The sequence below is a fragment of the Actinomyces howellii genome, from assembly GCF_900637165.1.
Lineage (GTDB): Bacteria > Actinomycetota > Actinomycetes > Actinomycetales > Actinomycetaceae > Actinomyces > Actinomyces howellii.
The window spans coordinates 873,662-892,905 of record NZ_LR134350.1 but is presented as its reverse complement, the minus strand read 5'-3'; the positions used below and the strand labels follow the sequence as shown (position 1 = coordinate 892,905).

Here is a 19,244-nt window from a genome sequence, read left to right as displayed (position 1 = left end):
AGTCATGCCCGGGAGAACCCGCCCCGGAGCTCCGCGCAACGACAACACTCAAAGGAGCCACCGTGTCGATTTCCCCCGAGCGCAAGCGCCAGCTCATCGCCGAGTACGCCACCCACGAGGGTGACACCGGCTCCCCCGAGGTGCAGATCGCGGTCCTGTCGGAGCGCATCTCCAACCTCACCGAGCACTTCAAGACCCACGTCCACGACCACCACTCGCGCCGCGGCCTCTACCTGCTCATCGGTAAGCGCCGCCGCCTCCTCGACTACCTCATCAAGGAGGACATCGAGCGCTACCGCTCGATCATCGCGCGTCTGGGCATCCGCCGCTGAGGCCCTGCGCCCTCGCCGCGGCCCCGTCTCCAGCCTGGAGGCGGGGCCGCGGCGCGCTTGCGGGCGCGCGGCCGATCTCACGCCGCCACGGCGGGCTGGTATCTCGCGGATCGACCCGACCGCGCTAAGATCAGCAAGGCTGCATCCGCGTGCTCGAACCGGTAGGACTCCGGCGGCGCGCCCCGGATGCAGCTCCGTGCACGCGGGGCACACACCGCGCGCACGGTGGCCGACCCCGTCGGTTTTCGGTGGTGGCCTCCGGCAATCGCGCACGCGGCGCGAGGTCCGTGGGCCTCGATCGAAGGCCACGGCCCGGCCGCTGATCGCACTGAGAAAGAGACACATCGACGATGTTCATTGATGACCCCGAGGTCACCGCCGCCGAGGCAGTGATCGACAACGGAACCTTCGGCACCCGGGTGGTCCGCTTCGAGACCGGGCGCCTGGCCAAGCAGGCCGCGGGCTCCGCCATGGCCTACCTTGACGGCGAGACCGCCATCCTGTCGGCCACGACCGTGGGCAAGCACCCCAAGGACCAGTTCGACTTCTTCCCCCTGACCGTCGACGTCGAGGAGCGGCAGTACGCCGCCGGCCGTATCCCCGGCTCCTTCTTCCGTCGTGAGGGCCGCGCCGGCACCGCCGCGATCCTCGCCTGCCGTCTCATCGACCGTCCGCTGCGCCCCTCCTTCGTCAAGGGCCTGCGCAACGAGGTCCAGGTCGTCGAGACCGTCCTGGCCATCCACCCCGATGAGGCCTACGACGTCCTGGCCATCAACGCCGCCTCCATGTCGACCCAGATCGCCGGGCTGCCCTTCTCCGGGCCGGTGGCCGGCACCCGCATCGCCCTCATCGACGGCCACTGGGTCGCCTTCCCCCGCTACTCCGAGATGGAGCGCGCCACCTTCCAGATGGTCGTGGCGGGCCGCGTCCTGGAGTCCGGCGACGTGGCGATCATGATGGTCGAGGCCGGTGCCACGGAGAACGCCTGGGACCTCATCGCCGCGGGCTCCGTGGCTCCCACCGAGGCGGTCGTCGCCGAGGGCCTGGAGGCGGCCAAGCCGCACATCAAGGCCCTGTGCCAGGCTCAGCTCGAGGTCGCCGAGCGCGCCTCGAAGCCCACTGCCGAGTTCCCCCTGTACTTCGACTACACCGACGAGCAGTACGAGGCCGTCGAGAAGGCCGCCGCGGCCCGGGACCTCGCTGCCGCCATCGCCACCGAGGGCAAGCACGCCCGCGACGAGGCCATCGAGGCCGTGCGCGAGGCGGTCCTGGCCGACCTCGCCGAGGCCTACCCGGCTGAGGAGGACGCCAAGGCCCTCAAGGCGGCCTTCCGCACGGTGACGAAGAACCTCGTGCGCCACCGCACCCTGACCGAGGGCGTGCGCATGGACGGCCGCGGCCTCAAGGACATCCGGACCCTGGCCGCTGAGGTCGAGGTCCTGCCCCGCGTCCACGGCTCGGCCATCTTCGAGCGCGGGGAGACCCAGATCCTGGGCGTGACCACCCTCAACATGCTCCGCATGGAGCAGCAGGTCGACGACCTGTCCCCGGTCACCCACAAGCGGTACATGCACCAGTACGTCTTCCCGCCCTTCTCCACCGGCGAGACCGGGCGGGTGGGCGCCCCCAAGCGTCGCGAGATCGGTCACGGCGCCCTCGCGGAGAGGGCCATCGTGCCGGTGCTGCCGGGCCGTGAGGAGTTCCCCTACGCCATCCGCCAGGTCTCCGAGGCCCTGGGCTCCAACGGCTCGACCTCGATGGGCTCGGTGTGCGCCTCGACGCTGGCGCTGCTCAACGCGGGCGTCCCGCTGCGCGCCCCCGTGGCGGGCATCGCCATGGGCCTCATGCATGAGGTCATCGACGGCGAGACCCGGTGGGCGACCCTCACCGACATCCTGGGCAGCGAGGACGCCTTCGGCGACATGGACTTCAAGGTCGCCGGCACCCGGGAGTTCATCACCGCCCTCCAGCTCGACACCAAGCTCGACGGCCTGCCCTCGGAGGTCCTGGCCGGGGCCCTGGGGCAGGCCCGCGACGCGCGCCTGTTCATCCTCGACGTGCTCGCCCAGGCCATCGACGGCCCCGACGAGATGGCTCCTACCGCCCCGCGCGTGCTCACCGTGCGCATCCCGGTGGACAAGATCGGCGAGGTCATCGGCCCCAAGGGCAAGATGATCAACCAGATCCAGGAGGACACCGGCGCCGACCTGACCGTGGAGGACGACGGCACGATCTACATCGGCGCCTCGGACGGACCCTCGGCCGAGGCCGCCCGCGACGCGGTCAACGCCATCGCCAACCCGCAGATGCCCGAGATCGGCGAGCGCTTCGTGGGCACCGTGGTCAAGACCACGACCTTCGGCGCCTTCGTGTCGCTGTCCCCGGGCAAGGACGGTCTGCTCCACATCTCGCAGATCCGTCGACTTGTGGGCGGCAAGCGCGTGGAGAACGTCGACGACGTCCTCACGGTCGGCGACCGGGTCCAGGTCGAGCTCGCCGAGATCGACCCGCGCGGCAAGCTGAGCCTGCACGCGGTGCTCTCCGACGGGCAGCTGGCCGCCGAGGCGGAGGCTCAGGACCGCTCCGAGGGCGAGCGCCGTGAGCGCCGCCCGCGCCGGGAGCGCGGCGAGGGGGAGGACGCCGAGCGCCGTGAGCGCCGCCCGCGCCGTCGCCGTACGCGCACCGTGGAGTCCGCTGACGAGGAGTGAGTCCTCGGGCCCCGGGGGCCAGGTGGAGGCTGCGTGCCGCCGCCTGGCCCCCGGCGCGTTCCCACCCACCCCGGTGTCCCGTGCGCGTGACGACCGGCGCTACGCCGTCGGCGAGGACCGGGCTTCCCGCGGCAGACGGTGCGGCCCGGGGCGGCTAGGCTCGCCCGGTGACCAACCCATCGACCCGCGGCGCACAGGCCGCGACCAGCTTCACTGAGGTCAGCCTCGAGCGGGGGGCCGCCGGCGATCCGGCTACCGAGCTCCACCTGGTCGACGACGGCGCGATCCTGCGCCGGTCGATCCTTCCCGGCGGGGTGCGCGTCGTCACCGAGTCGGTTCCCGGGCTGCGCTCGGCCGCGCTGGGGGCGTGGTTCGGCGTGGGCTCGTGCGACGAGGCGGCGGGCCAGGAGGGCTCGACCCACTTCCTCGAGCACCTCCTGTTCAAGGGGACCGCCTCCCGTGACGCCCGGGCCATCGCCGAGGCCTTCGACCTCATCGGCGGGGAGTCCAACGCGGCCACCGCCAAGGAGCACACCTCCTACTACGCCCGTGTTCAGGGCAAGGACGTGGGGAGGGCGCTCGACGTCGTCACCGACATGGTCACCTCCTCCCTCCTGGACCCCGCGGACGTCGAGACCGAGCGCGGCGTCATCGTCTCCGAGCTGGCCGACGCCGCTGACGACCCGGTCGACGTGGCCCAGGAGGCCTTCTCCCGCGCCGCCTTCGGAGAGTCCACGCCCCTGGGGCGGCCGATCGGAGGGACCTACGAGACGGTGACCGCGGTGCCCCGCGACGCCGTGTGGGAGCACTACCGGCGCACCTACTCCTCGGACTCCCTCGTCGTGGCCGTGGCCGGTGCCGTCGACCACGACGAGGTCTGCGAGCGGGTCGCGGCCGACCTGGCCGCCGCCGGGTGGGACACCTGCGCGACGGCCGTCCCGCGGCCCCGTCGTTTCGAGACCGAGCCGCTCACCGCGCTCACGGTCCACGACGTGACCGTGGTCAGGGACACCGAGCAGGCCCACGTCTACCTCACCTGCCAGGGCATCCCCGCGCGCGACGAGCGCCGCTGGACGATGAGCGTGCTCACGACGATCCTGGGCGGTGGCATGTCCTCACGCCTGTTCCAGGAGGTCCGCGAGAAGCGGGGCCTGGCTTACTCCACCTTTGCCTTCGACACCTCCTACGCCGGTGCCGGGGCCTTTGGCATGTACGCCGGATGCGCTCCCCGGGACGTCACGGAGGTCTGCGCCCTCATGTCCGGGGAGCTCGAGCGCCTCGCCGCTGACGGGGTCACCGAGCGCGAGATGACCCGAGCCCGGGGGCAGATCCGCGGCGCCATGGTCCTGGGCGGCGAGGACTCGCTGGCCCGCATGGGCCGCCTGGGCCGTGCGGAGGTGACGACCGGGCGCCTGCGCTCGATGGAGGAGAACCTGCGCCTGCTTGAGGCGGTCACCGCCGAGCAGGTGCGTGAGCTCGCCGCCTGGCTCGCCTCCCACGAGCGTGCCCGTGCCCTCGTCGGCCCTGCCTGACCCGGCTGGGGTGGCACGGGAGGCACTGCTCGGGCCGGGTCGGGGCTGCTCGGAGGCGCAGGCCTGGGGCTAGGCTGGTCCCATGACCATTCGTGTTGCTGTCATCGGCGCCGCAGGGCGCATGGGGTCGACCGTCTGCGGTGCTGTCGAGCAGGCTGAGGGCATGGAGCTCGTCGCCCGGCTGGACGCGGGCGACGAGATCTCACCGGCCACCCTCGCCAGCGCACGGGTCGCCGTCGACTTCACCGTCCCGGATGTCACCGAGGCCAATGTGCACGCCCTGCTCGACGCCGGTCTCGACGTCGTCGTCGGCACGACCGGGTGGGACGAGGAGGCCTACGACCGGGTGCGTGAGCACCTGGCCCGGCCGCAGGCCGAGGGCCGCAGCGTCCTCATCGCCCCGAACTTCGCCCTGTCGGCGGTGCTCGCCATGTCCCTGGCGGCCAAGGCCGCCCGCTACTTCGAGTCGGCCGAGGTCATCGAGCTCCACCACCCGGCCAAGGTGGACGCCCCCTCGGGCACGGCGGTGGCCACCGCCCGGCGCATCGCCGCCGCCAGGGCTGAGGCGGGGCTGGGCCCAGTGCCCGACGCTACCGAGTCCGACCCCGACGGCGCGCGCGGTGCGGTGGTCGACGGCGTCCACGTCCACGCGGTGCGCCTGCGCGGGCTGACCGCGCACGAGGAGATCGTACTGGGCAACCCCGGTGAGCAGCTGACGATCCGCACCGACTGCTTCGACCGGTCCAGCTTCATGCCCGGAGTCATCCTCGCGGTGCGCGAGGTGGGCGGGCGCACCGGGCTCACCATCGGCCTGGACCAGCTCATCGACCTGGCGGGCTGATCGACCTGGGTGGGGACCGCAGGTGACCGGAGCGTGCGGCTCCTCCATTCAGAGCGAGGACACCTCCCACGGTGGTAGCACACCTAGCGATACGTGATAGACCTCATACTCTGCATTCTTGTGTTGGCAATCACATACGTATAGTCTGAACGGCGCCGAATGAGCGAGTAGTTCACGGCATCTTCGCCAGCCACCATCCGTAGAAGCTCCGCAGAAGGACAACCGGGAGGTGTCCGATGAGTGACGAAGTAGAGGCACCGGCATCGGATACGAGGATATCAGTCTCTTCAAGACTGATCATCGCACGACTTCTTTTTCTCGCTGGCGCGCTGGGCTGCTGTGCTTACGCCGTCAGTCTGGGAACCTCACAGCAGCGACTGCTCGACGCCCTCGAAGCACGAAACGCTGTGATCGTGTTCTTGGTGTTAGCAACGGAGCATGTCGCGTGGTGGTGGATCCTCAGGAAGGCTGATCAGTCCCGAATTGACTGGGCCAAGAAGGCGAGCTACGTACACGTCGTGCTGTTCATTAGCGCGGTCTTCAACAACTCTCCGCAGGACGGCTACATGTTGTTCACAACAGATCTGCCGGTGCCTGATGACATTATCGTGGCAGCGGCGCCACCCCTTCTTGTCCTCATCAGCGGCGTCAACGCACTCCTTCTCAGGGGCATCATCCGCGCTCACGCGGCTCGTCCTGCTTGAGCTGGGGCGCGAGTCCGTCGCAGGTGGGCGGCGTGCGCAGTCGATAGTGGTCGTGGTAGCGGAGGCCTCAGGCGAACGATCGTGCTCGCAGGACAGGGCGTCACACCTCCGCGGCCCAGAGCTCCTCGACCAGGCCGTCGCCCACCGGGATCTCGCGGCGCGACCTGGTCCGGGCCAGGCCGGCGCCCGTGAGGAGACCGGCGAGGGACGGGTCGCCCCGTGGCACCCAGATGAGCAGGACCTCGGCGCCCGCGGTCCGGGCGTGCTCGACGGCGGCCGCCAGCAGCCGAGAACCGTGCCCGCGGCGCTGATGGGCGGGGTCGACAGCGAGTGCCGTCAGCTCAGCGCCCCGCTGGTCGCCGCCCTGGTCGCCCGCGGGCGGCGTTCCGTGGACCGGGGCGAGCCCGGCCAGGCCGACGACCTGCTGCCCGGCCCCCTCATCGCTGATCGCCACGAGCACCCGGTGGTCGGTTGAGGGCGGTCGCGCGACCGCCTCCTGCCACCCGGCGGCGACGACCGGTGCGCTCACCAGGGCGCGCACCCCCGCGGGCAGGCCAGGGCCGCCGTGCTCACCGGTGTGCGCCGCCTCGAGGGAGGCGAGCATCGCGGCGGCGTGAAGACGCCCCATCGCCTCAAGGTCCTCAGGCCGGGCCTCGCGCACGAAGCCCCCGCCGACCGCCACCGGGTCCCGGTCCTGGACGGGCTCAGCGGGGGAGGGGGCGCTGGGCTCCCCGGAGGGCAGGGGCTCGGTTGACGAGGACATGGCACGAGCCTAGCGGCACGCGCACCGTGGGGACCTTGGGTCCCGCCGTCCCCGGAACGAGGCCCTCGTCCCTCCACACGGGCACGCACAACCTCGTTAGGCTTTGGCCATGAGTGCTCTGCCCCACCGGTCCTTCGGATCCGTCGGCGTGGCCATGGTCACGCCCTTCACCCCCGAGGGCGAGGTCGACGTCGAGGCCGCCCAGCGCCTGGCCGTCACCCTCGTCGACGACGGCGCCGACATGATCCTGCTGTCGGGGACCACGGGAGAGGCCCCCACGACCCACCTGCCGGAGAAGCAGGACCTCCTGAGGGAGGTCAAGGACGCGCTGGCGGGACGCGCGATGCTCGTGGCCGGAGCCGGATCCAACGACACCGCCCACGCGGTGCGCATCGGTGTGGGCTCCCAGGCCGCCGGCGCCGAGGGCCTGCTCATCAACGCCCCCTACTACAACCGCCCCAGCCAGGAGGGCGTCTACCGCCACATCATGAGCGTCGTCGAGGCGACCGAGCTGCCGGTCATGGTCTACGACATCCCCGGGCGCACCGGGGTGCGTATCGAGGACGCCACCCTGGCGCGCCTGGCTGAGCACGACCGGGTCCTGGCGGTCAAGGACGCCACGGGAGACGTCGAGCAGGGCTTCCAGCGCATGGAGGCCACCGGCCTGGAGTACTACTCGGGTGACGACGGCCTCAACTTCGCCTGGCTGGCCCACGGCGCCTCCGGGGTCGTCTCCGTGGTCGGCCACGCCGACGCCCACTCCTGGCGCGAGATGATCACAGAGGTCGACGCCGGCGACCTGGCCGGCGCCCGGGCGGTCGCCCAGCGGATGCGTCCCCTCGTGCGAGCGATCATGGGCGGTGGGCAGGGGGCCGTCATGGCCAAGGAGGCCCTCCTGCTCCAGGGACGCATCCCCTGCGCCGAGCTGCGCCTCCCGCTCGTGCGCGCCGGCGCCCAGGAGGTCGCCGCGCTCAAGCAGACGCTGGAGGACTGCGGCCTGCTGTAGGGCCCGCTGGCCCCGGGATCAGTCGGAGCCGGCGAGCAGCCCCTCACGGACCTCGCGGCGCAGCACCTTGCCGATGACCGAGCGCGGCAGCTCCTCGAGGACCTCGAGCCGACGCGGCAGGGCGTAGCGCGGCAGCATCGCCTCGGCGTGAGAGCGCACCTGCTCCAGGGTGACCCGTGCTCCCGGCTCGAGGACGACCGCGGCGCACACGCTCTCCCCGGAGGCTCCGTCAGGCAGCCCGACGACGGCGACCTCCGCCACCCCCGGCAGGGTGCGTACCGCCGCCTCGACCTGGGAGGGGTAGACGTTGAAGCCGCCGGTCAGGATGAGCTCACGCCTGCGGTCGGCCATCCACAGGAAGGAGTCCTCGCGGCGCACCATGTCGCCGGTGCGCAGCCACCCACCGGGCAGCATCGCGGCAGCGGTGGCCTCCTCGTCACGCCAGTAGCCGGCGAAGACCTGCGGGCCGCGCACGAGCAGCTCCCCGGGCTCGCCGTCGGGCACCTCATGCTCGGGATCGGGGTCCTCGGGGTCCACGACGCGCACGTCCGTGGAGGGAAAGGGCAGGCCCAGCGCGCCCAGGCGCCGGCTGGCGCCCATCGGGGTGCCAGCCACGATGGGGCTGGTCTCGGTCATCCCGTAGCCCTCGACGAAGAAGCCTCCGGTGGCCTCCTCCCAGGCGGCCCCGACCTCCCGGGGCATCGGGGCGGCCCCGCACACCCCGTAGCGCAGGGTGCCCAGATCGACCCCGGCGGCCCGGGCGGCGCGCAGGATCCGCTCGAACATGACCGGCACGCCCACGAAGAAGGTGGCCGGGCGTCGGCGGTGGGCGGCCATGACCGCGTCGACGTCGAAGCTCGGGAGCATGACCTGGGTCGCGGCCTTCTGCACGGCGCACAGGAGGTTGAAGGTCAGGCCGAAGGCGTGGAAGAAGGGCAGCAGCGCCAGGAAGGTCTCACCGCCCTCGTGGAGCATCGGCACCCAGGCGATCGCCTGGTTGGCGTTGGCTCGCAGGTTGGCGTGGGTGAGCATGGCGGCCTTGGGGGTGCCCGTCGTGCCCCCGGTGTGGAGCAGGACCGCCAGGTCCTGCCCCTGCGGTGTCGGCCAGGTCGAGGGCAGGCGGCGGGCCCGGGCGGTCTCTCTGTCCCAGGAGCGCACCCCCGCCGGCAGCCCGGTGGCCTTGAAGGTGGCGCGGGTGGCGCGTGCCCGCGCCACCGGCAGGCGCAGGGCCGCGCGCAGACGCGCCGGCATCGCCGCTGACAGGTCGACGGCGAAGACGGTGCGCCCGCCCAGGCCGTCGGCCTCCTGGTCCCCGGGGGCCAGGATCTTGTCGACGCCCTTCTCCCAGACGATGACGACCCGCGCCCCGTGGTGGTCGAGCTGGGCCCGCAGCTCCTCGGCGGGGGCCAGGGGGTTGTGCTCGGCGACCACCGCACCCAGTCGCAGCGCCCCGTAGACGGCGGCGACGTGCTGGGGGCAGTTGGGCATGATGAGCGCCACCCGGTCCCCCCGACCGACGCCGGCCTCGCGCAGCACCTGCGCGGCGCGCTCAGAGGCGGCCAGCAGCTCGCCGTAGGTGAGCGTGGCGCCCATGAAGTCGAGGGCGACACGGTCGGTGTAGAAGGCCGCCGCCGTCTCGAGCAGCTCGCCCAGGTGAGTCTGCGGGACCTCGATGAGGGCGGGTACGCCCGGAAGGTAGTGGGGGCGGTGGAAGGCGGAGCTGTCCGGGGCGGTGTCCTGCCCGGTGGTGCGGTCCCGGGCCTCGGTCGACGCGCTCACCGGGCCTCCTCGCCGGCCGACCGGGGCCCGGGCTGGCCGGAGCCCTGCTGGGGGGCGGGCGCGGCGGTGGTCGAGCGTGACTCGCCGGCCTCGCCCAGGCGGCCCACGAGGGCGGAGGCGGCGCTGTGGGAGGCCGAGGCGGCCGCGCTCGCCGCGGCGCTGGCCGCCCCGGAGGCCGCCTCCCGGGCCGCCAGAAGCTCCTCGCGCACGACCCGGCGCAGCACCTTGCCGATCTGGGAGCGGGGCAGCTCGGACAAGATGGCGATCTGGCGAGGCAGGGCGTAGCTGGACAGGGTGGCCCCCGCCCACTCGCGCACCTGCTCGAGGGTGACGCTCTGCCCCTCCTTGGGGACGATGGCGGCGACGACCGACTCGTGACCGGAGTCCGCCGGCAGCCCGACCACGGCGACCTCGGCGACCTGGGGCATCGAGCGCACGGCGGCCTCGACCTCGGTGGGGTAGACGTTGAAGCCTCCGGAGTCGATGAGCTCCTTGCGGCGGTCGGCGATGACGTAGAAGCCGTCGGGCTCCTGACGCACGAGGTCGCCGGTGCGCAGCCACCCGCCGGGAAGCATGACGGCCTCGGTCTCCTCGGGGTTGTCCCAGTACCCGGCGAAGACCTGGGGGCCGCGCACGACGAGCTCGCCGACCTGCCCGGGGGCGACCTCGGTGGCCGGGTCCTCGGGGTCGACCAGCCGCACCTCGGTGGAGGGGTAGGCGATGCCCAGCGCCCCGGGGCGCCGCTCGGGGGAGATGGGGTTGCCCAGGATGATGGGGGAGGCCTCGGTCATGCCGTATCCCTCGATAATGACCCCGCCGGTAGCCTCCTCCCACGCCTCGGCCACGGCGCGGGGGTTGGCCGCGGCCCCGCACACGGCGATCTTGCAGCTCGACAGGTCCGCCCCTGTGGCCTGAGCCCGGGTGACGATCCTGTCGAACATGACCGGCACCCCGGGGAAGAAGGTCGCGGGCCGTCTCCTCCAGGCCGCCAGCACGAGGTCGGCGCTGAACTTGGGCAGGACCACCTGGGTGGCTGCGAGCCCGACGGCGCACAGCAGCGACAGGCTCAGGCCGAAGGCGTGGAAGAAGGGCAGGACCGCGTAGAAGGTCTCCTCGCCCTCCGTGCAGGTGCGCGAGGCCCATGCCAGGGACATCTCGGCGTTGGAGCGGGCGTTGGCGTGGGTGAGCTTGACCGCCTTGGGGGTGCCGGTCGTGCCCCCGGTGTAGAGCAGGACGGCGGTGTCCTCGACCCCGGGCAGCGGGTGCCCGGAGGCCAGCGGCGGTGTGGCCGCCACGAGCTCGTCCCAGGAGCCCACCCCCGCAGGGACGGGCCCGCGCAGCTCCCGGCGCCGGGAGCGGGCGGCCGCCACCGGCAGGCGCAGGGCGGCGCGGCTGGTCCACGGCAGGCCGCGGGACAGGTCGACGGCGTGCACCGACCTGCCCCCCAGGCCGGCGGCGGCCAGGGAGCCTGCGGCCTGGACCACCCGCGCCAGGGTCTTCTCCCAGGCGATGACGACGGTGCCGCGGTGCATCTCCATCTGCTCGCGCAGCTGAGAGGCCGGGGCGAGCGGGTTGTGCTCGGCCAGGACCGCCCCGATACGCCAGGCCGCGTAGGCCAGGACCACGTGCTGGGGGCAGTTGGGCAGGACCACCGCCACCACCCCGCCACGGCGCACGCCCAGGCGTCGCAGCGCCTCAGCGGCCCGCGCGACCTGCTCACCGAGCTGACGGTAGGTCGTCGTACGGCCCATGAAGTCCAGGGCGACCCGGTCGGGGTGGCGGCGCACGGCGTCGTCGAGCATCCGCGACAAGGGCTCGGTGACCGGGGCGATGGTCCTGGGGACCCCCGGGATCCCGGGGCTCCCCGGGGCCTGCGGGGCGTCGTGGGGACCGAGGACCCGCTCGGCCTCAGCCGACGACGGACCGACCTGGTCGTGAGTGCTCACATCTGCTCCCCTCCACGGCTGTTCCTGCGCCGTGCGGCGCGTGCCACGGCCTGGCGCAACGGTAACCTACGGTGCCGTAACCCTGCGAGGCGGCGGTCCGGTCCGTCCTGACCCGGCGCCGGCCGCCCGTCACAGCCCGGCGGGCAGGGGGACGCGCGAGACGACGCGCAGCCGACGGGTGGGGCGGGTCATCGCCACGTAGAGGTCGCCGGGGCTGACGCCTCCCAGGCGCGCGGGGTCGACGAGCACGACGGTGTCGAACTCCAGCCCCTTGGCCAGTCGGGGGCCCATGACGGCGACGCGGCTGCGCAGCACGTCCCCGCCGGGGGCCTCCATCGCACGGGCGAGCCCGGGGTCCTGGCTCAGGATCGCGGCGACCCGGCCTGAGTCGGCCTGGTCGGTGATGACGGCCAGGCGCCCGCCACCGGTTCCCAGCGCCTCGTCCAGGCGCCTGCGCTCGGCGATGACCGCCGCCCGCAGTCTGCTGGCCCACTCCTGGTCGTCGGTGGCCGCCGTCGTCGCGGACAGGTCCTCGACCTCGAGGCAGTCGGGCAGGTCGCGCACCGAGCGGACCGGGTAGACGGGGGGCTGCCCCAGGGCGGCCAGGAGCGACTCGGCCGCCCTCATGACCGTGGCGGGGGTGCGGTAGCACACGGTGAGCACCTCCTCGCGCACAGGCGTCGTCGGTGCCGCGGCCGAGCGCCTCGCCCGCCCCGTGCCCAGCTCGGACAGGACCTCGTGCCACGAGCGCGGCCGGTGGGGACCCGAGAACTGGTCGAGGTCGCCCACGACGGTCAGCGAGCGCACCGGGCAGCGGCGTGCCAGGGCCCTCCACGCCATCGCCCCGAGCTCCTGGGCCTCGTCGACCACGATGTGCCCGTAGGTCCAGGTCCGGTCGGCTCGGGCCCTCTCGGCCAGTGAGAGCGAGGGGCCGCGGTCCTCCATGCGGTCGGCGAGCATGTCGGCGCTGACCATCCCGTCGCCCAGCTCCTGGGACTCGATGGCCTGGGCGGCGTAGGCCACGAGCTCGGCACGGCGCTGGGCCTCCAGGCGGGTCCGGCGCGCCTGGGCGTCCGCGCTGGGACCGAGCAGCTCGGCGAGCTCGTCGATGAGGGGGACGTCGGCGGGGGTCAGCTCGGATCCGGCGGGCCGGGCGACCAGCGCCCTGCTGGGGGCATCGAGCTCAGGGGCCAGGCGCTCCAGGACCGCGGGGCGGGACAGCAGCCGCTCGAGCAGCCCCTCGGGGGTCGTCGGCATCCAGCACAGGTTGATCTCCCGACGGGCGTCCCGGGCGGTCCGGATGTCCTCGCGGATCCACGCGCGGGTGTCGGCGTCGGTGGCGTCCTGACGGGTCGCCGCGGCCATCTGGTCGGTGAGGCGCTCGAGGAGCCACAGCACGAAGGTCTCCCGGGCCAGGTTGTGGGGCTTGCCGCTGCGTCGGGCACGGGCCTGCGCCTCGCGCACGTCGGCCGGCTCGAGCCTGAGGGTCGTGCCCTCGACCCGGATCGGCCGGGGGGAGTCGGGCAGGCGCTGGAGGTCCCGCACGGCGCGGCGCAGGATCTGGGCCCACACGGCGCGGGACTTGACCTCGGCGGTCTGAGCCGACTCGGTGCCGCGGGCGTGCACACCAGGCACGAGGTCCGCCAGGGTGGTGGAGACCACCCCGGTCTCTCCCAAGGACGGCAGTACCTGCTCGACGTAGCGCAGGAAGGTGCGCGAGGGGCCCAGGAGCAGCACCCCGGAGCGCTCGAGCCGCTCGCGCTCGGCGTAGAAGAGGTAGGCCACCCGGTGGAGGGCGACCGCCGTCTTCCCGGTCCCGGGACCGCCCTGGACGACGAGCACCCCCGGGGAGTCGGAGGTCACGACGCGGTCCTGCTCCGCCTGGATCGTGGCGACGATGTCACCCATCCGACCGTCGCGACCCGCCGACATCGCGGCGATGAGGGCGCCCTCGCCCTGAAGCCCCTCGACGTCGAGGCGCTCCCCGGCGCGCTGGGAGGGGGCCAGGGCGCTGACGTCGATGAGCTCGTCCTCCAGGCCTCTGACCGTGCGGTCGGCGGTGTCGATGTGCCGGCGTCGCACGAGGCCCATCGGGTCGGAGGCGGTGGCCTGGTAGAAGGCCCGCGCCAGCGGGGCGCGCCAGTCGAGCACGACCTCCCGGTACCTGGCGTCCTGCAGGCCGGTACGGCCCACGTAGTGTCGCAGGCCTCCGTTGGTCACCGGGCTGCCCGTCCCGCCTCGGGACGGGCCTGCCTCGGCGACGGCGGGGGAGGCCAGGTCCATCCGTCCGAAGACGAGCCGGTCCTCGACCCCCTCCAGGCCGGAGACGATCGAGGAGTAGTGGGCGGCGTAGGCGTCGCGCTCCCCGCGCGCCTGGTGCGTGCCCGAGGCTCCGCGGGCCTCGGTGGCCGCCAGGGAGCGCCGGGCCTCGTCGAGCTGGCGGTCGAGCTCGCCGTAGGCCAGGTCGACGACCTCCTGCTCGGCGGCGACCTCCCGTTGACGGGTGGTGTCCCCCGTGGTCCTGGAGCTGTCGGCCGCTGCTGCGGGATCGGAGTCGCTGGGCAGGTTCACATGACCTCTCTGGGGCGCGGACGGCGCGCAGCCACGGCTGCGCACGGGCGGCGCGACCGTACCACTGGTCGAGCCGGCGACCGCCGGTCGGCCGGGGCGCGGCGCGAGGCCGTCCATTATGGACCATCGACGGCACGGAGGGTACGGAGGAAGGCATCTCGGAGGGCTCAGGCAGCACGGCGGGCACAGGGACCAGACCCGGTCCCGGGGTGGGGGCGGTGGCCGGCCCGCACCTCGGGTGGCCGAGACCGCAACCGCCTCCGGGAACAGGCGCTGGTGGCACGGCGTTGCTCAGGTGCGGGAGGAGGGCTGCGGCCCTGGCGAGGGTCGCGGCGGTCGCGGCCCGCTCCCGGTACCGTGGACGGAGCTCACTGACCTCGGGAGGAGGAGCAATGCGAACGCTGTACACCATGGAGCACCCGGCCGACGAGCCGGTGTCCCCCCGCGTCCTCCTGCACCACTTCGACGGCGCGATGGACGCTGGTCACGCGGGATCCCTCGCGGTCGAGCAGCTGCTGCTCACCCTGCCCCACTCCCGGTTGGCGACCTTCGACGTCGACCGTCTCGTCGACTACCGCGCGAGGCGGCCGTACATGACCTTCGACACCAACACCTTCAGCGAGGTGGCCATGCCCGAGCTCGTCCTGGACCTGGTCCAGGACGACGACGGCGAGGAGCTGCTCGTCCTGCACGGTGCCGAGCCCGACTACCGGTGGCAGGAGTTCGCCGAGGCGGTCACCCACCTGGCCCTGTCGATGGGCGTGACCCAGGCGGTGGGCGTGGGGGGCATCCCCATGGCCATCCCGCACACCCGCCCCACCTACGTCCACCTCCACGGCTCCCAGCCCGACCTCCTTCCCTCCCAGCCGGAGGTCTTCGGGCGAGTCGAGCTCCCGGGCTCGATGAGCGCCTTCCTTGAGCTGCGCCTGGGCCAGGCCGGGCTCGACTCCAGGGGCGCCTCCGCGGCGGTCCCCCACTACGTGGCGCGGGACAACTTCCCGCAGGGGGCCTCGGCGCTCCTGCGCGCCGTGGCCGAGGGGACCGGCCTGGCCCTGCCGGTGGGCGACCTGGAGGCGGCCGCGGCGGTCAACCGGGCCGAGATCGACGCCGAGGCGGCCAAGCAGCCCGAGGTCGCTGCCGTCGTGTCCGCCCTCGAGGCCCAGTACGACGCCATGGCGCCGCAGGCGGGGGTCGCCGCGGCGCAGGGCGGCACCGGGGTCGACCTGCCCAGCGCCGAGGAGATCGGTGCCCGGCTCGAGGCCTTCCTCGAGGCCAACGAGGCCGACGACCCCGGTCGCCTCGACCCCGGCCCGCGGGACTGAGGAGCCTCTGGCCCGGCTCCGGACGGCTCCGGACGGTTCCGGACGGTTCCGGACGGCTCCGGACGGTTCCGGACGGCCCGGCGGGCTCAGGGGCGGGGCAGCGCGGGGTCGTCGGCGGCCCAGGCGCGCACCGGCAGGGGCAGGCGTCGCACCGCCAGGTCGAGGGCCTGCGTCTCGGAGCCGTCGAAGGCCTCGGCGCGCGCCACGATGACGAGGTTCCCGCGTCTCCTGCCCCGGGCGACCGCCGGGTCGGCCAGGACGACGAGGCCGCCGAAGACCTCGCGTGCCGCCTCCAGGTCGGCTCCTGCCGCCGCGCGCGGCACCGAGCTCGTGTTGGCCAGGTACAGCCCGCCCGGCGCCAGGGCGCGCAGGCACCCGCCGAGGAAGCCTGGGCTGCGGCAGGTCCGGGGGACCTCGCCGGCGGAGAAGACGTCGCGCACGACGACGTCCCACTCCCCGGCGCGCAGCCGCGGGACCTCCGCCACGGCGTCGCCCACCCGGATGCGCAGGCGCGGCGCGCGCGGCAGGTCGAACCACTGGCGCACCTGCTGGGCCAGGAGGGCGTCGATCTCGACGGCCAGCTGGGACGAGCCCGGGCGGGTGGCGTCCCAGGCCCGGGCAAGGGCGCAGGCGGCCCCGCCCAGGTGCACCGCCCGCACGGCGCCGCCGGGACCGTGCAGGGCGTTGAGCGCGGCGTCCATCTGCTGGTGGTACTCGAAGTCGAGGTGGGCCGGGTCCGCCAGGTCGATCCACGAGGACTCGGTGCCGTCGAGCAGGAGGAGCACCCCTGAGTCATGGGCCCTCAGCTCGGCGGTCGCCAGGCTCGTGGGCACCGGACCGGTGGGCAGGTCGGCCAGCGACCTGGCCCCGGTGCCCGGTCCTGCCGTGCGCGTGCGTCGGGAGCGCTCCTGCCTGCGTGCCACACCGGCAGGGTAGCCCGGCCTCCGCCAGGTTGAGGCGGTCGCGGCGCCGGGAGGCGTCGCGACCGGGCGCTATCGTGGAGGCAGGCCGCCGAGGGGAGGGGCAGACAGCCGATGAGCAGGGCACCGCGGTCACAGGCCGCCCGCAGGTCCTGGGGGGAGGACGACTCCGCCACCCCCATCCTCCACGTCGACATGGACGCCTTCTTCGCCTCCGTCGAGCTCCTCGACCACCCCGAGCTCGTCGGCAGGCCCGTCATCGTCGGCGGGACCTCGGGCCGCGGGGTGGTGTCGGCCTGCTCCTACGAGGCGCGCGCCTACGGGGTCTCCTCGGCGATGTCGATGGCCGAGGCGCACCGGCGCTGCCCCCAGGCGGTCGTCCTGCCGGTGCGCCACCGGCTCTACTCCGCCGTGTCCCGCCGTGTCATGGGGGTGCTCGAGGAGGTGACCCCCCTGGTCGAGAAGGTCAGCGTCGACGAGGCCTTCCTCGACGTGTCCGGCTCCCGACGGCGGATGGGCTCGCCCGTGCGCATCGGGGAGTGGATCCGCTCCGAGATCCGCTCGCGGGTGGGCGTGCCCGCCTCCGTGGGCGTGGCCGCCACGAAGTTCGTGGCCAAGATCGCCTCCTCCCACGCCAAGCCCGACGGGATGCTCCTCGTCCCGCTCGAGGCCACCCAGGACTTCCTCGACGTCCTGCCGGTCGGTGCCCTGTGGGGCGTGGGCGACAAGAGCGCCCAGGTGCTGGCCGGCTGGGGCATCACCGACGTGCGCACGCTCGCCGCCACCGACGTGCGGCGCCTCGAGAAGATCCTCGGCCCCGCCGCAGGCAGGCACCTGAGCAGGCTCTCCCACGGAATCGACCCCCGCCCCGTCAGCCCGGGTCGCGAGGAGAAGTCGGTGGGCACGGAGTCGACCTTCTTCGACACGATCACCGACCGCGCCCACGCCCGTCGGGTCCTGCTCGACCAGTGCCACCAGTGCGCGGCCCGCCTGCGCGCCGCGGACCTGCGGGCGAGGGTGGTCGTCCTCAAGGCCCGCGGCGCCGACTTCACGACCGTCACCCGCTCGCGGACCCTGGGGGCGCCCACCGACCTGGCCCGGGACGTGTTCGGCGTCATCGACTCCCTCCTCGAGGCCCTCCCCACGCCCCCCGGCGGCTTCCGGCTCCTGGGCGTGCGTCTTGAGGGGCTGTCCCGTCTCGAGGACGGCGTCCAGCTCGGCCTCGACGACGACCCGCGCCGTGGGGCCCCCGAGCGGGCGGCCGACGCGGTGCGCAGCCGGTGGGGGCTCTCGGCGCTGGCGCCCGCGAGCCTGCTGACCGCCTCCCGCTCGCCCGGATCCGGACCCGATCCGGTTTCCCACAGGTCACGCTGAGCGCCTATCCTGGACAGGTGCCCCGGGGGAGGCGACGGCCGACGACGCAGGTCGGCCGGCTCCGGGCGCGTCCTAGGAAGGGGAGGTGCTCCATGGCACTGACGGAGCGGGAGCAGCAGGTGCTGCGCGACCTCGAGCAGCAGCTTCACAGCGAGGACCCGTCCCTGGCTCAGACCATGGACCGGGTCGAGACCGTGGGCCGTCCCTCCCCGCGCCACATCGGTGCCGGCGTCGCCCTCGTCCTGGTCGGGCTGACCGTCGTCGTCGCCGGGGTCGCGGTCGGCCACGGCCCGGTGTCCATTGGCCTGGGCGTCGCCGGCTTCGCGCTGGCGGTGTGGGGGGTGACCCTCATGCTCACGCGGGTCGGCTCCCCGAAGTCCTCCTCTCCCTCGAGCGGGTCGCGCAGGACGTCGTCCTTCATGGACCGCCAGGCCGAGCGCTGGGAGCGCCGCCGCGACACCGAGCGCTGAGCCCCGGCCCTTACAGGTCCTCCACTTTCCTCCACCCGAGCGCCTCCAGGCCCCGTCCCCACTGCCGTGGGTCGACGGGGCCTCGTCGTGCCGGCGGCGCGCGCCACGCCGGGACATGCTCCGCGTGCCCGTTCCTCCACTCTCATCCACCGCGGAATCCTGCGGAAAACAGGGGAGTCTCCGCTGTCGTGACCGAGAGGGTCGCGCCGAGGTGGAAGGAAAGGGAGGGAAGTGGAGTAATGTGGGGCGCACTGGATCGTCGAGGGGGAAGGGAGTGACGCCCGATGTTCTTGGGCACCCACGCCCCCCGGCTCGACGAGAAGGGCCGGCTCATCCTCCCGGCGAAGTTCCGTGACGAGCTCGCCGGTGGGATCGTCCTGACCCGAGGTCAGGAGCGTTGCGTCTACGCCTTCACGACCGCGGAGTTCGAGCGCATGTACGCCCAGCTCCGTGAGGCGCCGTTGGCACAGAAGCAGGCGCGCGACTACGTGCGCGTCATGCTCTCGGGCGCGGACTCCCAGATCCCGGACAAGCAGGGGCGCATCACGCTCCCCGCCCCGCTGCGCGCCTACGCAGGGCTCACACGCGACCTGGCGGTCATCGGCGCCGGGGCGCGGGTGGAGATCTGGGACGCAGGGGCGTGGGAGGCCTACCTCTCCGCTCAGGAGCAGGTCTTCGCCGACACCGCCGAGGAGATCATCCCGGGCTTCTTCTGACCTGCTCCGACGCGGCCACGACGGCCCGCACCGACGACAACCACATCCTGCCGCCGAGCAACCCGCGGTTCCGCCCCGTGAGGTCTCCGCCCGCCGCACCGTCCGACGCCTCTTCCCCGGCGCCGGAACCTGCGGGAGGAGTCCTGGCGGGACGGCCCCGGGACCGGGAGCCGAGGAGGCCCGGCGAGGCAGGCGCCGCGAGACGGACTGAGACGGACCAGATGGGCCCAGATGGGCTGGGGCGGGCCGAGACGGGCCCG

At 73.4% G+C, this 19,244-nt stretch carries 15 protein-coding genes; 10 read left to right on the top strand and 5 right to left on the bottom strand.

Features of this window, described 5'->3' with window-relative positions; translation table 11 throughout:
• The first annotated feature begins 62 nt into the window (after nt 1-62).
• From rpsO to EL245_RS03730, 5 genes are all read left to right on the top strand, one after another.
• A complete protein-coding gene (rpsO, locus tag EL245_RS03750; RefSeq protein WP_126381925.1) occupies nt 63-332 on the top strand; it encodes a 30S ribosomal protein S15 in 270 nt (89 codons plus the stop codon).
• 350 nt (nt 333-682) lie between these two features.
• The gene (locus EL245_RS03745) at nt 683-3,040 is read left to right on the top strand and encodes a polyribonucleotide nucleotidyltransferase (RefSeq protein WP_126381924.1); all 2,358 of its coding nucleotides are present in this window, start codon (nt 683-685) and stop codon (nt 3,038-3,040) included.
• A gap of 167 nt (nt 3,041-3,207) precedes the next feature.
• Complete coding sequence (locus EL245_RS03740) at nt 3,208-4,572, top strand: M16 family metallopeptidase (RefSeq protein ID WP_126381923.1); 1,365 nt, start codon at nt 3,208-3,210, stop codon at nt 4,570-4,572.
• An 82-nt stretch (nt 4,573-4,654) separates the two neighbouring features.
• Nucleotides 4,655-5,413: a 4-hydroxy-tetrahydrodipicolinate reductase gene (dapB, locus tag EL245_RS03735; protein WP_126381922.1), complete on the top strand. Its 759-nt coding sequence runs from the start codon at nt 4,655-4,657 to the stop codon at nt 5,411-5,413.
• A 236-nt stretch (nt 5,414-5,649) separates the two neighbouring features.
• Nucleotides 5,650-6,117, top strand: coding sequence for a hypothetical protein (locus EL245_RS03730; RefSeq protein ID WP_126381921.1), 468 nt, complete (start codon nt 5,650-5,652; stop codon nt 6,115-6,117).
• 100 nt (nt 6,118-6,217) lie between these two features.
• On the opposite strand, the gene EL245_RS03725 is transcribed toward EL245_RS03730, so the two are convergent.
• On the bottom strand, nt 6,218-6,880 hold the full coding sequence (locus tag EL245_RS03725; protein ID WP_126381920.1) for a GNAT family N-acetyltransferase: 663 nt from the start codon (nt 6,878-6,880) through the stop codon (nt 6,218-6,220).
• Nucleotides 6,881-6,989: 109 nt separating this feature from the next.
• Here EL245_RS03725 and dapA point away from each other — a divergent pair, with 109 nt between their 5' ends.
• On the top strand, nt 6,990-7,886 hold the full coding sequence (gene dapA / locus EL245_RS03720) for a 4-hydroxy-tetrahydrodipicolinate synthase (protein ID WP_126381919.1): 897 nt from the start codon (nt 6,990-6,992) through the stop codon (nt 7,884-7,886).
• A gap of 18 nt (nt 7,887-7,904) precedes the next feature.
• Here the strand turns inward: dapA and EL245_RS03715 are convergent, their stop codons facing one another.
• The 3 genes from EL245_RS03715 to EL245_RS03705 all read right to left on the bottom strand — a co-directional run bounded on the left by EL245_RS03715 (nt 7,905) and on the right by EL245_RS03705 (nt 14,182).
• Nucleotides 7,905-9,665 carry an AMP-binding protein gene (locus tag EL245_RS03715; protein WP_126381918.1) on the bottom strand — a complete coding sequence of 587 codons (1,761 nt, stop codon included), beginning with the start codon at nt 9,663-9,665 and terminating at the stop codon, nt 7,905-7,907.
• Nucleotides 9,662-11,518: an AMP-binding protein gene (locus tag EL245_RS03710; protein ID WP_408608397.1), complete on the bottom strand. Its 1,857-nt coding sequence runs from the start codon at nt 11,516-11,518 to the stop codon at nt 9,662-9,664. Before EL245_RS03710 ends, EL245_RS03715 begins: the two co-directional genes overlap by 4 nt.
• Nucleotides 11,519-11,740: 222 nt before the next feature.
• Complete coding sequence (locus tag EL245_RS03705) at nt 11,741-14,182, bottom strand: HelD family protein (RefSeq protein WP_408608387.1); 2,442 nt, start codon at nt 14,180-14,182, stop codon at nt 11,741-11,743.
• A 392-nt stretch (nt 14,183-14,574) separates the two neighbouring features.
• Between EL245_RS03705 and EL245_RS03700 the strand changes: the two genes are divergently transcribed.
• Nucleotides 14,575-15,504: a PAC2 family protein gene (locus EL245_RS03700; protein WP_126381915.1), complete on the top strand. Its 930-nt coding sequence runs from the start codon at nt 14,575-14,577 to the stop codon at nt 15,502-15,504.
• Between the two features lie 86 nt (nt 15,505-15,590).
• Here EL245_RS03700 and EL245_RS03695 read toward each other — a convergent pair whose 3' ends face one another.
• Nucleotides 15,591-16,337 carry a spermidine synthase gene (locus tag EL245_RS03695; RefSeq protein WP_126383974.1) on the bottom strand — a complete coding sequence of 249 codons (747 nt, stop codon included), beginning with the start codon at nt 16,335-16,337 and terminating at the stop codon, nt 15,591-15,593.
• Between the two features lie 201 nt (nt 16,338-16,538).
• On the opposite strand from EL245_RS03695, the gene dinB reads away from it, so the two are divergent.
• From dinB to mraZ, 3 genes are all read left to right on the top strand, one after another.
• Complete coding sequence (gene dinB / locus EL245_RS03690; RefSeq protein ID WP_126381914.1) at nt 16,539-17,798, top strand: DNA polymerase IV; 1,260 nt, start codon at nt 16,539-16,541, stop codon at nt 17,796-17,798.
• 92 nt (nt 17,799-17,890) lie between these two features.
• Nucleotides 17,891-18,268 (top strand): DUF3040 domain-containing protein, encoded by a 378-nt coding sequence (locus EL245_RS03685; protein WP_126381913.1) that lies wholly within the window; start codon nt 17,891-17,893, stop codon nt 18,266-18,268.
• Between the two features lie 284 nt (nt 18,269-18,552).
• A complete protein-coding gene (gene mraZ, locus EL245_RS03680) occupies nt 18,553-18,984 on the top strand; it encodes a division/cell wall cluster transcriptional repressor MraZ (RefSeq protein WP_126381912.1) in 432 nt (143 codons plus the stop codon).
• Nucleotides 18,985-19,244: the final 260 nt, after the last annotated feature.

Excerpts from the sequence above, each read along its gene's own strand:
- EL245_RS03730 (WP_126381921.1), top strand. The coding sequence starts at position 5,650 with ATGAGTGACGAAGTAGAGGCACCGGCATCGGATACGAGGATATCAGTC.
- EL245_RS03745 (WP_126381924.1), top strand. The coding sequence starts at position 683 with ATGTTCATTGATGACCCCGAGGTCACCGCCGCCGAGGCAGTGATCGAC.
- dinB (WP_126381914.1), top strand. The coding sequence starts at position 16,539 with ATGAGCAGGGCACCGCGGTCACAGGCCGCCCGCAGGTCCTGGGGGGAG.
- EL245_RS03700 (WP_126381915.1), top strand. The coding sequence starts at position 14,575 with ATGCGAACGCTGTACACCATGGAGCACCCGGCCGACGAGCCGGTGTCC.
- EL245_RS03685 (WP_126381913.1), top strand. The coding sequence starts at position 17,891 with ATGGCACTGACGGAGCGGGAGCAGCAGGTGCTGCGCGACCTCGAGCAG.
- mraZ (WP_126381912.1), top strand. The coding sequence starts at position 18,553 with ATGTTCTTGGGCACCCACGCCCCCCGGCTCGACGAGAAGGGCCGGCTC.
- dapA (WP_126381919.1), top strand. The coding sequence starts at position 6,990 with ATGAGTGCTCTGCCCCACCGGTCCTTCGGATCCGTCGGCGTGGCCATG.
- dapB (WP_126381922.1), top strand. The coding sequence starts at position 4,655 with ATGACCATTCGTGTTGCTGTCATCGGCGCCGCAGGGCGCATGGGGTCG.
- EL245_RS03725 (WP_126381920.1), bottom strand. The coding sequence starts at position 6,880 with ATGTCCTCGTCAACCGAGCCCCTGCCCTCCGGGGAGCCCAGCGCCCCC.